At 47.8% G+C, this 14,004-nt stretch carries 12 protein-coding genes; 8 read left to right on the top strand and 4 right to left on the bottom strand.

The genetic code is table 11. The features are described 5' to 3' along the window. Window positions 1-62: 62 nt before the first annotated feature. Both QUB68_RS21965 and ribD read right to left on the bottom strand, forming a co-directional pair. Window positions 63-674, bottom strand: a complete 612-nt coding sequence (locus QUB68_RS21965; protein WP_332996393.1) for a hypothetical protein — start codon at window positions 672-674, stop codon at window positions 63-65. Window positions 675-726: 52 nt separating this feature from the next. Then, a complete protein-coding gene (gene ribD / locus QUB68_RS21960) occupies window positions 727-1,899 on the bottom strand; it encodes a bifunctional diaminohydroxyphosphoribosylaminopyrimidine deaminase/5-amino-6-(5-phosphoribosylamino)uracil reductase RibD (RefSeq protein WP_332996391.1) in 1,173 nt (390 codons plus the stop codon). Between the two features lie 200 nt (window positions 1,900-2,099). Between ribD and QUB68_RS21955 the strand changes: the two genes are divergently transcribed. Together QUB68_RS21955 and QUB68_RS21950 are read left to right on the top strand one after the other, a co-directional pair. Further along, entirely contained in the window at window positions 2,100-2,954 is an 855-nt protein-coding gene (locus QUB68_RS21955) for an FAD-binding domain-containing protein (protein ID WP_332996389.1), read from the top strand. Between the two features lie 210 nt (window positions 2,955-3,164). After that, window positions 3,165-3,578 carry a hypothetical protein gene (locus tag QUB68_RS21950; RefSeq protein ID WP_332996387.1) on the top strand — a complete coding sequence of 138 codons (414 nt, stop codon included), beginning with the start codon at window positions 3,165-3,167 and terminating at the stop codon, window positions 3,576-3,578. A gap of 84 nt (window positions 3,579-3,662) precedes the next feature. Here the strand turns inward: QUB68_RS21950 and QUB68_RS21945 are convergent, their stop codons facing one another. Together QUB68_RS21945 and QUB68_RS21940 are read right to left on the bottom strand one after the other, a co-directional pair. Then, window positions 3,663-3,785, bottom strand: coding sequence for a hypothetical protein (locus QUB68_RS21945; RefSeq protein WP_332996385.1), 123 nt, complete (start codon window positions 3,783-3,785; stop codon window positions 3,663-3,665). Beyond that, window positions 3,755-4,294 carry a cyclic nucleotide-binding domain-containing protein gene (locus QUB68_RS21940; RefSeq protein ID WP_332996383.1) on the bottom strand — a complete coding sequence of 180 codons (540 nt, stop codon included), beginning with the start codon at window positions 4,292-4,294 and terminating at the stop codon, window positions 3,755-3,757. The genes QUB68_RS21945 and QUB68_RS21940 overlap by 31 nt, the downstream gene beginning before the upstream one ends. Window positions 4,295-4,568: 274 nt before the next feature. Here QUB68_RS21940 and QUB68_RS21935 point away from each other — a divergent pair, with 274 nt between their 5' ends. The 6 genes from QUB68_RS21935 (at window position 4,569) to QUB68_RS21910 (ending at window position 13,988) form a co-directional block, all read left to right on the top strand. Continuing rightward, window positions 4,569-4,883: a hypothetical protein gene (locus QUB68_RS21935; RefSeq protein ID WP_332996381.1), complete on the top strand. Its 315-nt coding sequence runs from the start codon at window positions 4,569-4,571 to the stop codon at window positions 4,881-4,883. A 202-nt stretch (window positions 4,884-5,085) separates the two neighbouring features. Continuing rightward, complete coding sequence (locus QUB68_RS21930) at window positions 5,086-6,177, top strand: hypothetical protein (RefSeq protein WP_332996379.1); 1,092 nt, start codon at window positions 5,086-5,088, stop codon at window positions 6,175-6,177. Window positions 6,178-6,554: 377 nt separating this feature from the next. Further along, window positions 6,555-6,830 carry a hypothetical protein gene (locus QUB68_RS21925; RefSeq protein WP_332996378.1) on the top strand — a complete coding sequence of 92 codons (276 nt, stop codon included), beginning with the start codon at window positions 6,555-6,557 and terminating at the stop codon, window positions 6,828-6,830. Next, the gene (locus tag QUB68_RS21920; RefSeq protein ID WP_332996375.1) at window positions 6,823-7,164 is read left to right on the top strand and encodes a type II toxin-antitoxin system PemK/MazF family toxin; all 342 of its coding nucleotides are present in this window, start codon (window positions 6,823-6,825) and stop codon (window positions 7,162-7,164) included. The genes QUB68_RS21925 and QUB68_RS21920 overlap by 8 nt, the downstream gene beginning before the upstream one ends. A gap of 65 nt (window positions 7,165-7,229) precedes the next feature. Further along, entirely contained in the window at window positions 7,230-10,349 is a 3,120-nt protein-coding gene (locus QUB68_RS21915; protein ID WP_332996373.1) for an AAA family ATPase, read from the top strand. Window positions 10,350-10,637: 288 nt separating this feature from the next. Continuing rightward, window positions 10,638-13,988: a PAS domain-containing sensor histidine kinase gene (locus tag QUB68_RS21910; protein WP_332996371.1), complete on the top strand. Its 3,351-nt coding sequence runs from the start codon at window positions 10,638-10,640 to the stop codon at window positions 13,986-13,988. The last annotated feature ends 16 nt before the right edge of the window (window positions 13,989-14,004 follow it).

Genomic DNA, 14,004 nt, shown 5'->3' with positions numbered 1-14,004 from the left:
GACTTGCTATAAAACAGATTTCCGCAGCCATTAATTACCAATTACCAATGCTCCCGTTGGCATTAATTATTAGTTGTTTGCCCGCCGGGAGAGGGCATAGATTGAACCGGCGTCGGAGGCCAATTAGAGCGATTTCTGGTGAGAGTAGTCGATACCAAAGCATAGCCCAAAACAGCAGGAAGCACGATCGCGCTCAGAAACACGATCGCCACCGCCCAAGTCATCGCATTCGACATCGGGCCGTAATGAGTGCGGTAAGGGTCAAACGGCGGTAAATTAGCCCTCGGGGCGTCCCGCAGTGCGATCGGACGTTTGAACCGCACCCGCCTGTCATCCAGCTTTTCGAGCAAAATCCAGCCAATTTCCCCCTCTTCCCGGCACAGCTTGTGAAAAATCGCCGGATTGCGGAACAAATCGCTGCTAGCCCGCACAATCTTGTACTCCCAAACCGTCAAATCCTCAGGATGGGGATCGGATTTAGGATTGCCATTGGCGATCGCATTTTCAGGCGCAGTAAAATTATCTTCTTGAGATTCGTAACGAGTCAAAACTTCCTCCTCCTCATCGCATTTTTGCCCCGCAGTCAATTGCTCGCGACTCACAAAAAGACCCGCAAGCGCAGCCTCCAAGCCGAGACTGCCAACCATCAAACTCCAAATCAGAATTTCACTCATAAAAGGAGTTAAAAGTTAAAAATTAAAAACTAAAAAAACTCGCTTTTAACTTTCAATCTTTTATTTTCAAATAGCCTTCCACCACACAATCTGCACCCACCGCGCGCCAAGAAACCCGCTCTAAAGTCAAAGCATCAGTCATTGCCGAAAACCCCAAATCTCCGACAGGAGTTGGAGCATCTTGGCCGCCGACAATTTTAGGAGCAATAAAAGCCATAATTTTTTGAACTGCACCTTCAGCAATTGCCTTGGCCGCCAAAGTACCACCGCACTCCCAGAGTACAGACAGAAAAGATCGATCGTACAAATAAGCCATCACATTAGTCGGTGTCAGCGGCGACAACTCCACAACTTCCACCCCTTTGGCGATCAAAAATTCCTGAAATTCCGGGTTAACCCCAGGCTCAGTCAGCACCAAAGTAGCCGCCGTGGAGGTTTCCCACAACCAAGCCGACTTCGGCAAATCCAGAGTGCGGCTCATCACCACCCGCAGAGGATTATGCCCATCGGGTTTATGGCTAGTCAGTAGGGGATTATCCAGGCGCACCGTATTTCCCCCAACAATCACAGCATCGCAGCCGACGCGCACCCGGTGCACCTCGCTCCGAGCTTCGGAGCCAGTCACCCAAGCGCTGTGACCGCTACTGGTAGCAATTTTACCGTCCAAAGTCATCGCATATTTCAAAATTCCAAAAGGCCGGCGGTGCAAAATCCGGTGCACAAAAGCCTCATTCAGTCTCTGACAAGCTTCCCCTTCGACTCCCGCCACCACTTCAATGCCAGCATCCCGCAACCGAGCCAGCCCAGTGCCAGCTACCAAAGGATTTGGATCGACCATGCCAGCGACTACTTTTGCCACCTTGGCTTTAATTAAAGCCTCTGAACAGGGAGGAGTCCGCCCGTAGTGGTTGCAGGGTTCCAGGCTGACGTAGACTGTCGCTCCCTCGGCGAGTTCCCCAGCTTCCCGGAGCGCAAAAACTTCGGCGTGAGGTTGGCCCGCTCCGGGATGAAACCCTTCGCCGACAATTTTGCCGTCTCGGACAATTACACAACCGACTAGCGGATTCGGTGCGGTTTTGCCAAGGGCGCGGCGGGCTAATTCTATGCAGCGGCGCATCATGGCTCGATCGAATTCTTGAATTTCGTTGTCCAGTTGTTTTGTAGCTTGCTGCTGTCGATTGGCTAAGCTGGCGATCGATTTAGCGTCCGCCGGAAAAGTTTCCATAAGATCTTGGTATGATATCTATCCCTGAGTGTACTGACTTTTGATGCTAATTTTGGCTGAATTGCGGGTGTTTAATTGTGGCACCAAACTTTGCGTTATGAAGCAGTGCAGGGGAATCAAGGGCGATCGGGCGATCGACCAGGCGCGATCGAACAAATACCTTTAACATAAAGAAACAATAGCAGCCGCTTGAGAAAAAAATGAGTCAAGATATGAAGCGGGAATTTGCCAGCCGCGACGAATTAATAGCCTACGTGCGCGAACAGTTCCCCCAAGCCACCGCCCGGGATAGCAACGTACCCCCAACCCTAGGCGGGCGCAAAGCTGCTGAAAAAGTGCTGCAAAAAGTTGATCCCAGCAAATACGCCTCAACCCGCAATTTCCTCAACGGCGCGGTAACGCGCTTGTCGCCCTATTTGCGCTACGGCGTTTTGAGTCTTGCCGAAGTGCGGGATGTCGTGTTGGAGAAGGTGCGGCATCCAGAAGATGCCGTGAAACTTATCAACGAGTTGGGTTGGCGGGATTATTGGCAGCGACTGTACGCCGAATTGGGGAAAGGGATTTGGCAAGACCAGGAACCCTACAAAACTGGTTACACTGCTAAAGATTACAGCGAAACCATGCCGCAGGATGTCATCGAAGGCACGACTGGTTTAGTGTGCATCGACAGTTTTAGCCGCGAGTTGCGAGAAACTGGTTATTTGCACAATCACCAGCGGATGTGGATGGCTGCTTATCTCGTACACTGGCGCCGCGTGCGCTGGCAAGCTGGAGCTCGCTGGTTTTTGGAACATTTGCTAGATGGAGATCCGGCAAGCAATAATCTTTCTTGGCAGTGGGTAGCGAGCACTTTTAGTCACAAGCCTTATTTTTTCAATCGGGAAAATTTGGAACGTTATACTAAGTCGGTTTATTGTCGCGATTGTCCTCTGTACGGGCAATGCGATTTTGAGGGAACTTACGAATATTTGGAGAGCAAGTTGTTTCCTGAGGGTGAAAAGGTCGATCGCACGGGCGGCTCTAAAAGTTGGCAACGCCCTAAAAAAGGTCGTTAATTAGTTATTGGTTATTGGTTATTGGTTATTGGTTATTGGTTATTGGTTATTGGTTATTGGTTATTTGTTATTTGTTAACAGTTAACAGTTAACAGTTAACAGTCAACAGTCAACAGTCAACAGTCAACAGTCAACAGTTAACAGTTAACAGTCAACAGTCAACAGTCAACAGTCAACAGTCAACAGTCAACAATTCCCAATTACCAAGTTATGAACAATCCGATTATTTGGCTACACGGCGACTGTTTAAGTCCCGAAGGCCCAGCTTTTCAAGCACACCCAGAGGCACCAGCAATCTGGGTTTGGGATGATGCACTTATAGATGAATGGCAATTGAGTCTCAAACGAATGGTGTTTATTTACGAATGTTTGTTGGAGTTGCCAGTAGTTATTCGGCGCGGCAATGTAGCTGCGGAAGTTATCGCTTTTGCTAAAGAATCCGGCGCGAATCAAGTAGTTACAGCGGAAAGTCCTAGTCCTCGGTTTCAGGACATTTGCCGGGAAATTAGGCGATCGCAACCTGTAGAAGTTTTGCCGCCAGAACCCTTTGTTCGCTACGATGGTTACATTGATTTAAAGCGTTTTTCCCGCTACTGGCGCGTCGCCGAAAAATATGTTTTTTAATTCGGTAATTGGGAATCGGTAATGGGGAATTGGGAATTGGGCAATTCTCTTAATCTCTGCCTCTCCCAATCTCCCGCTCTTCCCTCAATATCCGTTAAATCCGTTACTTGCATCCGTTGCCGAACTTCCCTTAACATCCGTTAAATCCGTTACTTGCATCCGTTGCCGAACTTCCTTCAACTCCCCTTCAAACGCTGCAACAGCCATTGAAATCTCGATTGAGCCAAATCTGGATTTTCGACATTTTGGGCGATCGCGCGTTCGTCGTCAGGATCTTGATATATTAAATAATCAGTATCTTCGCCGAAGCGTTGGACTGTACCCCGCAGTCTCGACGACAGAAATTTAGTAATCGCCCGATAAAACCGCAGGGAAAAAAGCACGTCTTGCTCCAGTTTTTCTGTTAGCAGCCGCCTCGGAATTGACAGGATGAGGCACTCATCAATTGCCATCACGCTAGCAGAAGGAAGCCTGCCGTCTACAAAAGACATTTCGCCCAACACTTCCCCGGAAATAATTTTGCCAATTTCTTTGTTCCCCAAAGATGATACAGAAACGCTCAAAGTTCCGTCCAGAACTATGTACAAGGCGTCTAAGGGTTTACCTTCGACGATCAGTGTGGTGCCGGGGGGGACTTGGGTGCGGGTGCCGTTGGCGAGCATCCAATCGATGTCGCGATCGCTCAATTCGCCTAATATGACTAGAACTTTGCTCATAAAGTCAGGTTGAGATGAGATATAGCAGTGGACAGTTGACAGTGGACAGTTGACAGTTGCATAACGGCAATCAAATCATTGATGCAGTACGGGTATCCGCTCTATTCATGAAGTTATTTATGTCCTCACCGATGTGGCGGTTGCTATAACTTTTATTTTTTTACTTGTTTAGTTAGATGGTGTTGTGAGATGGTCAGACCCTGAGCTAAAGTCAAGGCTAAACTTTACTAATAGAACACTAAATTTAACAGGATTCTAATAATATGCGGTAATTTTGACACGACGGCGATCGAGCTACCACTTATTCTCGGCTCAGTGCTATTCTACATTACTTGTCAGGGACTGTGCAGCAGCCGATCGCCCCGGCGCAACTGGCATTGCTCTAGACCCCCCGGATGCTCAAAACAGTTTTGAAAGCTTGCTGTCTTTCGGTTTCCAGCGGGTGCGCCCGGGTTCTTCGGCCGGATTTTTGCGCTGTGGCTGCGAGCACAGTCGCCCCAAGTACAGAATTTTAGAATGCTCGCGCGCGCGATCGACCCCTCAATTCAACAGCAGAGAGAGTGAAATCCCCCCTAGGATTGATTTTTAGCCGATCGAGCTGTAAATTAAAATTAGACTCTAAACTCGCCGTCCGTTCTTGAATCCAAGCTGGAGAGAGAGTTGACTGTTCAACGGTGGAGTGCCAATCTAGGAACAACACAAGTCATATTTGTGTCATTTTTTAGTAAAGGTCTCGACGGTCGCCCTCAAACACTTACACTTTTAACACACCATTCATTGAGGAGTGTCTTATGAAGAGTCTATTTTCCAAGTCGGCTTTTGCGTTAATAAATCTTGTCGCTTTAGCGGTTTGTTGCAGTACCCTGCCAGCAAAAGCTGAAACTGGCAACTTGCCTGATGTCGGTACAACGGCAACTTTGGCAGCTCAAAATATTGACCAAGTTTCTCAGCCTGCGGCAACTTCAGCAGTTAAACCCGATGCAGAAACAACGGCTGCTGATACAAAAATAGATTCTATCAGTTCGATCGAACTAACAGAAGCAGCAGAGCCAGCAGCCTCCGCACCCGCAGCCAACTTGCCAGCATCTGTTGCAGCACCGGAACAATCGGCAGCAGTAACATCAGAAATTGCTGGGACAGAAATTGCGCCAAATACATCCACTGCTGCTGAGACACAAAACTCGCAACAAACAGCTAAAATTGCTGATAATAGCGTTAAAGTACAGCCAACGGTCGAAATTGCCGAAAAAATCGCTCTTCCTAATTCCGAACTGGCAGCAGCCAACGAAGAAAAAGAAGTCAAAACAGCACAAGAAGTGTTAAGCAATCCTGTCAGCACTTCCGCCTCAGCCCTCACAAACCAACCAAAACTGGCCCAAAAACCGGCAACAGTCTCAGAAAAACCTCAGATATTGGCTCAACCAGGCGGTACCACCATCAGACCGGGCAGAGCTACTCGTTCAGGGCCGAGCTACATCGGCATTGGCGGCAATATAGGTTTTGGCGGAGATTCAGCCTTAGGCGACACTTCATTTGCGATTATTAGCAAAATTGGTTTGACGAACAATTTCTCGGTGAGACCGAGTGTTTTGTTCCGCGACAACTTAACATTTCTAGTTCCCGTTACCTACGATTTTGTATCTCAAAATGCCGTCGAAGTCAGCGATGATTTTGTGATTACTGCTGCTCCTTATGCAGGTGCTGGCGTAATAGTTTCTACCGGCGACAACGGTAATTTTGGCTTCCTAATTACAGGAGGTGTAGATGTGCCGCTGTCGAGAAATTTTACAGCCACAGCAGGACTGAATATTGGTTTTCTCGACGGAGCTGAAGTGGGATTGTTAGTCGGTGTCGGCTATACGTTCCCGAATCTGGTCAGATAGTGTTGCTGTTTGAGCAAAACGACAACTAAATAGGCGCGGGTTGGCTGTAGGAATACGGTCAACCCTTTTTTGATGGTAGAAAATCACCAGCGAATCCAGGACACGGCAATTCGGAGGACACGGCAATGTCGTTTCCCTACCATCGGAGGACACTGCAAATTGGAGGACACGGCAGTTTGGAGGACACGGCAATGCCGTTTCCCTACCATCGGAGGACACTGCAATTCGGAAGACAAATTTGGAGGACACGGCAATGCCGTTTCCCTACTGATTAATCATTGTAGGGAAACGGCACTGCCGTGTCCTGATTCTGGGGATGAGGTGAAAGATATAATGATGGTTAGCTCGCACTTTCTCACCAACCACCCGAAAAAACCGTGACCAAAACAGAAATCTTAGCAGCACTCAAAACTCTGACAGCAGAAGAACGCCTAGAAATCATCGAAACAGCTTCGCGGATGATGCGCGAAGACATCGAAACAAAAGCCCAGCGCAAAGCCGAGAGAAAGCGCCAATTCAGAGCCGCAGCAGAAGCCGCAGTCCCCTTGTATCAACCAGGAGGGCCGCTGCACGATTTGTGGTCGCCTGACAGCGAACCCTATTTCGATTCAGAGGAAGAATACCTGAGCGCAGGAGTCAAAACCAATGCGTAAAGGCGAAGTGTGGCTCGTCAGACTCGATCCAACAGTGGGAGCAGAAATCGGTAAAACTCGACCTGTTGTGATTGTCAGCGACGATGAAGTGGGAATTTTATTGCTCAAAGTAATTGTTCCGATTACAGCATGGAACGATCTTTTTTCCCCGCTCCAGTGGATGGTGCAGCTCGAACCGACATCAGAAAATGGCTTGATTAAAGTCTCAGCCGCAGATAGTTATCAAGTCCGTTCCGTTTCCCAACAAAGGTTTAGCCGACAACTCGGAATCCTTTCGGAGACAATTATGGAAGAAATTGCAGAAGCACTGACAATTGTTTTGGATCTGGATTGAATAACTAGCCAACAGTGCACAAATAGTGTTATTTATAGATAGATTGTATGGCGCGATGGCCTTAAATGATTCCTATACAACTTACACTCAAAAATTTTCTCAGCTATCGCGAAGCTGCTTTAGACTTTCGCGGACTGCACACCGCTTGCATTTGCGGGCCTAACGGTGCTGGTAAATCCTCCCTCCTAGAGGCGATCGCCTGGTCGCTTTGGGGCTGTTGTCGCAGCGATACAGAAGACGATATCATCCATATCGGCGAAATTGATGTGCGCGTTGATTTCACTTTCTCCACGGGCGGCCAAATCTACCGGGTGATTCGCAATCGCCGGCGCGGACAATCGGGGAGTTTGGAATTTCAAGTCAGCTTGAATTCTGCCGAGACTCAAGATCAACTTAGTTTTCGGACGCTCACCGACAAGGGGCTGAGAAATACTCAGCAGAAAATCCTCGAACATATCAAACTAGATTACGATACTTTTATTAACTCGGCGTATTTGCGGCAGGGGCGAGCTGATGAGTTTATGCTCAAAAAGCCGATCGACCGCAAGCAAGTTTTAGCCAACCTCCTCAAACTCGATCAATACGACACTTTAGCTGAACAAGCCAAGGAAAAGTCCAGAGATTTTAAAGGTAAAGTCGAAGTCATCAAACACAGTTTGCAAAGCGTACAAGAGCAACTGCAACAAAAAGAGGCGATTTGCGACGAACAAACTCAATTGCAGCAAACCACCGATTTGCTCTCTTCACAGCAGCAAGCCGACACAGCCGAGTTGCAGCAACTGCAACTCCAGCACCACAACCGCCAAACTTGGCAAAAACTCCTCGCAGGCCACCAGCAACAGCACCAGAATATCTCTCAAGAATGCCGCCGCTTGCAGCAAGAACTCGCAGCCGCCAAACAGCAGCAACACGAGCTGCAAGCCCTCCTGGAACAAGAAAATGAAATAACAGCAGGCATTGCCTATTTCCATGGGTTGCAAGCCACTGAAGAGACTCAGGCAGGCAAATTCAAAGCTCACCAGCAAGCCCAAAGTCAGCGCCAGCAATTGCAAGAACAGCAGCGGCAAGAACTGAGCTTTTTGCAAAACAAAATTCAGCAGTTGCAAGCTCAATTAGATGTCTTAGAACAAGAGGAAAAAGAAGTTCTAGAGGTTCTCAAACAGCAGCCGGAGGTTGACAAAGGACTCGCACAGTTGCAAGCAGTTCGATCGCGCCTCAACCAACTAGAACAACTGCAACTGCAAGTTTCGCCACTGATCCAACAGCAGCAACAAAAGCAACAAAAGCTCGATCGCGCCCGGGCCGGTTTAAGCGCCCGCTTAGCCGAAATCAACCGACAGTTACAAGTTCAGCAACAGCAGCGGCAGCCCCAATTACAGCAGGAAATCTCCGCCATCGCCCATCAAATTTTGCAGTTAGAAAACAAGCGAGTTTACCAGCAGCGAGTCCGCGAAAAAGGTCAAGAAAGGCACGACTTTTTAGGAAACCTGCAAGCCAAAAGCCGCGACTATCAAACCCGACTCACTGAAATTGACCAAAAACTGCAACTGCTGCGGAAAAATGAAGGAGAAACCAGCGCAGGCGAAGGTAAATCTGCCAATTTTGCCGAAACTCAGTCAGCGAATTCGCCTTTGATTGTCCGGGATGCAAATTTTGGCAATTGTCCTTTGTGCGATCGACCTTTAGACGAACACTACTGGAATTTGGTAGTCACAAAACACCACTCCCAACAGCAGGAACTGTGGAACCAACTGTGGGTTGTCCGCGAACAGTTGGCCGTCTCCGAGCGCGAAATTCAAGTCCTCAGACACGAATACCGCGAACTAGAAGAGGAATTAGCGCCCTACCAAGAATTGCGGGAACGGCGCAGCCATTTGCAAGCTCAATTGGATGCCCTGGGCCAAGACGAAACTCGATTGCAAAGTATGCGTCAAGATGCGGAGGAAATCGATCGGTTGCTGCGTACCGGGGAGTACGGGGCCGATGACTTGGGCGAACTCCAGCACATCGAACAGCAGTTGCAACAGCTCAATTACAGCGATAGCAGTCACTCCCTCGCCCGCAGCGATGAAAGGCGCTTGCGGTGGGCAGAAATTAAGCAAGCTCAAATCAAAGATGCTCAGCAGAAACTCAATAAAATTAACAGCCGCCGCCCGGATTTGCAAGCTCAATTAGCCGCCGTACAACAACAGTTAGAACAGCAAAAAAATAGCTCGGAAATACAGCAGCAAATTCTGTCTTTAGATAGATACATTGCGGAAGTTGGCTATAATTTGGAACAGCACGAACACGTCCGCAGCGAAATGCGCCGATCGCAATTTTGGATCGCCCGCGCCGAAAAACTGCGCTCGGCAACTCAGCAGCACCCGCAAGTTCAGCAGCGGGTTAATGAAATCGCAAATTCGATCGCGGTGCGCGATCGCGATTTGCAAGCTGTCACCGCTCAAACTTCCGCAATGAATCAGCAGTTGCAAGAACATCCCGATCCAACTATCCGCATCAGCGTAGTAGAACAGCAAATCAGCCGTCGCCGCCAACAGCTAGACCAAAATTTGGGAAGTCTCGGACGCCTGCAAGAACAGCAGAAAAATCTGGAACAGTTGCAAGTTCAGCTAGTAGCTCAAAAAGAGCAAATGCAAGTAGTTAAACGCGAACAGCGAATTTATCAAGAGTTGGCTCAAGCATTTGGCAAAAACGGCATTCAAGCTTTAATGATTGAAAATGTGTTGCCTCAACTGGAAGCTGAAACTAATCAGATATTGTCGAGATTGAGCGCGAATCAGTTACACGTTCAATTTATTACTCAGCGGGCGGCGGCTGCTAAAAAAGCAACTAAATTGATTGACACTTTAGACATTTTAATTGCTGATGCTCGCGGGACTCGCGCCTATGAAACTTATTCGGGCGGCGAAGCTTTTCGGATTAATTTTGCGATTCGGTTGGCGCTGGCGAGATTGCTGTCTCAGCGGGCGGGGACGGCTTTGCAAATGTTGATTATTGATGAGGGATTTGGGACTCAGGATGCTGAAGGGTGCGATCGACTGATTGCTGCAATTAATGCGATCGCCTCTGACTTCGCCTGCATCCTCACCGTCACCCATATGCCGCACCTGAAAGAAGCTTTTCAAGCCAGGATTGAAGTAAGCAAAACTGCTCAGGGTTCTTGCATCAGTTTGTCAATTTAAAATGGTTATAACCATTTTAAATTTTAAATTTTTTATTAAAGATCGGACGTACGGTTGAAACCGCGTCTACACAAACACTCACCCGCATTGCCAAGGGTTGAAGATAAGACGGCGAATGGAATTCGCCCGCTTTTCCATTCGCCCACTCTTCCATTCGCCGTCGGCTTTTTGGGGCTGATGAGTTTGTTAGGTTAAACTAAAAATAAGCTTATAAAATCAGAGTGCCTCAAGCTATTTATAATTTATTATTGTTCTATTCGCTCCCTAGGAGTGTAAGTATTGCTACCGATGACAACAGACTCTTTCCATCTGTCTCTGCTAGAGCGGGCGATCGCCGCGTCGAGCAACAGCATCCTGATCGCCGATGCTAGCAGGCTCGATAGACCTATTATCTACTGCAATCCTGCTTTTGAGAAACTGACCGGCTACACCTCGGAAGAAGTCATTGGACACAACTGCGCGTTTTTGCAAGGCCCGGATACCGATCGCGCCGAATTAGACAAACTCCGCAGCAGTTTGCGATCGGGAACAGAAATTAAGGTAGTTCTCAAAAATTACCGCAAAGACAAAACTCCTTTTTGGAACGAATTAACCGTCTCCCCGGTTCTAGATGGCGAGGGAAAATTAACTCATTTTATCGGAGTTCAAAACGATATCAGCCAAAGAGTCGCAGCCGAAACAGCCCTGCAAGAAAGTGAAGAAAGATTGCGGGCGGTCGCCACTGCGACTCCCGTTTCCATGCTAATTACGCGCCGATCAGACAGCACGATCTTGTACGCAAATTCTGCCCTAGGCAAAACTTTTGGTTTGAGTTCAGAACAACTTATCGGCAGTAAAAAGATCGACTTTTATGCCAATGTGAGCGATCGCAGTCAATTGCTAGAATTACTCAAACAAAACGGCTTTAGTGACAGCGAGCAAATCTGCCTCAAAAAAGCAAACGGCAGTTTTTTTTGGGTAAAAATGTCGATGCGAACGATTGATTTTAACGGCGAAGCAGCAATTTTATCTGCATTCTACGATATTACCGATGCCGTGGCGGCAGCTACGCAACGCGTAGAAGCAGAAACAGCACTGCGGCAAAGCGAAGCGAGGTTTCAAAAACTAGCCGCCAACGTTCCCGGGATGATTTATCAATTTCAGTTAGCAGCAGACGGTAATGTCTCATTCCCCTACGTCAGTTCCGGCTGCCGCGAACTCTGGGAATTAGAACCAGACGTGCTGCAAAAATCAGCTATTCCCGCGATCGAAATGCTTCATCCAGACGATGCGCAAAGCTTCCAGGAAACGGTGGCCATCTCAGCTAAAACTTTAGAGGCTTGGCGCTGGGAAGGCAGAATAGTTTTACCGGGCGATCGCATCAAGTGGATTAGCGGGGCTTCTCGGCCAGAAATGAGCGATCGAGGTGACATTATTTGGGACGGCTTGTTGATCGACATTAGCGATCGCAAACTTGCAGAATCCGCACTGCGACAAAGCGAAGCCAGATTCCAAAAAATGGCCGCCAACGTGCCGGGAATGATTTATCAATACTTGCTGCATCCCGACGGTTCCAATGAATTTATTTATGTCAGTCCCGGCTGTTGGGAACTCTACGAATTAGAACCAGAAAAACTGAAAAAAAACGCAGCTTTTATGTGGTCAGCAGTGCATCCAGACGACATGAAATCCCTGTCAGAATCCCTAGCTATTTCCGCCCAAACTTTACAACCTTGGAAATATGAAGGGCGGATCGTCACCAAGTCAGGAAAACTGAAATGGATTCGCGCCATTGCCCGCCCCGAACTGCAACCGGGCGGCGATATACTTTGGGAAGGCGTGACAATCGACATCAGCGATCTCAAGCTAGCAGAAATCGCCCTTGGCGAGTCAAAAACTGCCCTGGAACAAGCCAATCAAGAACTCGAAAAGCGCGTCCTAGAACGCACGGAAGCCTTGCAAAATTCCCAGAAAATGCTGTGGTTGGTAATCAACAACATCCCTCAGTTAATCGCCTGGAAAGATCGAGATTTAGTTTACATGGGCGGCAACAAAAACTTTGCCAAAATCGCAGGTTTCAATCATCCCACTGAAGTCGCTGGTCTGACAGACTACGATATGCCCTGGAAGCCAGAAGAAACAGAATTTTTTCGAGATTGCGATCGCCGGATCATGGCAACTAACACCGCAGAATATCACATCATTGAGCCCCAACTGCAAGCCGACGGCACCCAGCGCTGGCTGGATACAAATAAAATACCTTTACACGATAATAACGGTAATGTTGTCGGCATTTTGTGTACTTTGGAAGACATCACCGATCGGCTTTCCCTAGAAGCTAAAGTGCGGGCTAGTGAGGAACTATTTCGCAAAATTTTTGAAGAGGCACCCATCGGTATCTACTTAGCCAATTTAGATAATAACAAGTTAGTGCGAGTCAATAAAACTTACTGCGAAATGCTGGGATACACCGCAGCAAAATTGCTCGGGAAAACATTTATAGAAATTGGGCATCCCGAAGACTATCAAAAAAATATCCAAGTTGCTGCGGCTCTTTATCGGGGAGAAATTCGCAGCTCTCAAATCGAAATCCGCCAAATTTCGGCGACAGGTAAGATTGTTTGGGTAAACGTGACAGCTACTTTGATTCGAGACGGTGAAGGAAACCCGATTTACAACTTAGGGATGATTGAAAATATTACCAACCGCAAAATTTCCGAAGCAGCGCTGCAAGCTTCGGAAGCTCAATTGAGAAAACAAGCAGCTCAATTGCAAGAAGCCTACGAACAGCTCCAACACACTCAAATCCAATTAGTTCAATCAGAAAAAATGTCGAGCCTCGGTCAGATGGTGGCTGGCATCGCCCACGAAATTAACAATCCAGCAACTTTTATTCACGGCAATATTTCTCACACTCACAACTATTTTCACGATTTAATAGAACTCTTGAATCTCTACCAGCACTGCTACCCGTCGCCAGTTCCTCAGATTTCTGAAAAAGTTAAGGAATTAGAGTTGGATTTCCTCAAGGAAGACTTGCCAAAAATGCTAAATTCCATGAGAGTTGGAGTAGAAAGAATCAGTAAAATTGTGTTGTCGCTGCGGAACTTTGCGCGATTGGATGAATCAGAAATGAAGTTAGCCGACCTTCACGAAGGAATAGACAGCACCTTGTTAATTGTGCAGCACAGATTGAACGAAAGCTGTGAAAATAAACGAATTGAAATAATTAAAGAATACGGAAATATTTCTAAAATATACTGTTGTGCGGGGCAGTTAAACCAGGTATTTCTGAATATTATTAGCAATGCGATCGACGCTCTACAAAACCAAAAGCAACCCCGGACGATCGTGATTCGCACCCTCATGAAAAAAGCCGGGTTGAATAGCCACAGTGAAAGCAAGCTCGGTCAGTGCTCGCGCATCGTCATTTGCATCGCCGACAGCGGCCCGGGAATGACCGAAGACGTTCGCAAACGGCTGTTTGACCCCTTCTTCACTACCAAACCGGTCGGGTCTGGCACGGGCTTGGGATTGTCCATCAGCCATCAGATTGTGGTAGAAAAACATAGGGGAAGTCTGCGGTGTATTTCAGCGCCCGGACAGGGAGCAGAATTCTGGATTGAAATTCCCTGCACGAGCGATCGTCCATTCACCTAAAAGTTTCAATATCTAA

This window comes from Microcoleus sp. A006_D1, from assembly GCF_036702805.1.
GTDB lineage: Bacteria > Cyanobacteriota > Cyanobacteriia > Cyanobacteriales > Microcoleaceae > Microcoleus.
Note: the sequence above shows the minus strand (reverse complement) of the source record. Positions and strands in the feature narration are given on the sequence as shown.

What these genes read in the sequence shown, in the direction of transcription:
- ribD (WP_332996391.1), bottom strand. Translation starts at nt 1,899, where the DNA reads ATGGAAACTTTTCCGGCGGACGCTAAATCGATCGCCAGCTTAGCCAAT.
- QUB68_RS21955 (WP_332996389.1), top strand. Translation starts at nt 2,100, where the DNA reads ATGAGTCAAGATATGAAGCGGGAATTTGCCAGCCGCGACGAATTAATA.
- QUB68_RS21930 (WP_332996379.1), top strand. Translation starts at nt 5,086, where the DNA reads ATGAAGAGTCTATTTTCCAAGTCGGCTTTTGCGTTAATAAATCTTGTC.
- QUB68_RS21910 (WP_332996371.1), top strand. Translation starts at nt 10,638, where the DNA reads ATGACAACAGACTCTTTCCATCTGTCTCTGCTAGAGCGGGCGATCGCC.
- QUB68_RS21920 (WP_332996375.1), top strand. Translation starts at nt 6,823, where the DNA reads ATGCGTAAAGGCGAAGTGTGGCTCGTCAGACTCGATCCAACAGTGGGA.
- QUB68_RS21940 (WP_332996383.1), bottom strand. Translation starts at nt 4,294, where the DNA reads ATGAGCAAAGTTCTAGTCATATTAGGCGAATTGAGCGATCGCGACATC.
- QUB68_RS21950 (WP_332996387.1), top strand. Translation starts at nt 3,165, where the DNA reads ATGAACAATCCGATTATTTGGCTACACGGCGACTGTTTAAGTCCCGAA.
- QUB68_RS21915 (WP_332996373.1), top strand. Translation starts at nt 7,230, where the DNA reads ATGATTCCTATACAACTTACACTCAAAAATTTTCTCAGCTATCGCGAA.
- QUB68_RS21965 (WP_332996393.1), bottom strand. Translation starts at nt 674, where the DNA reads ATGAGTGAAATTCTGATTTGGAGTTTGATGGTTGGCAGTCTCGGCTTG.
- QUB68_RS21945 (WP_332996385.1), bottom strand. Translation starts at nt 3,785, where the DNA reads ATGGCTGTTGCAGCGTTTGAAGGGGAGTTGAAGGAAGTTCGGCAACGG.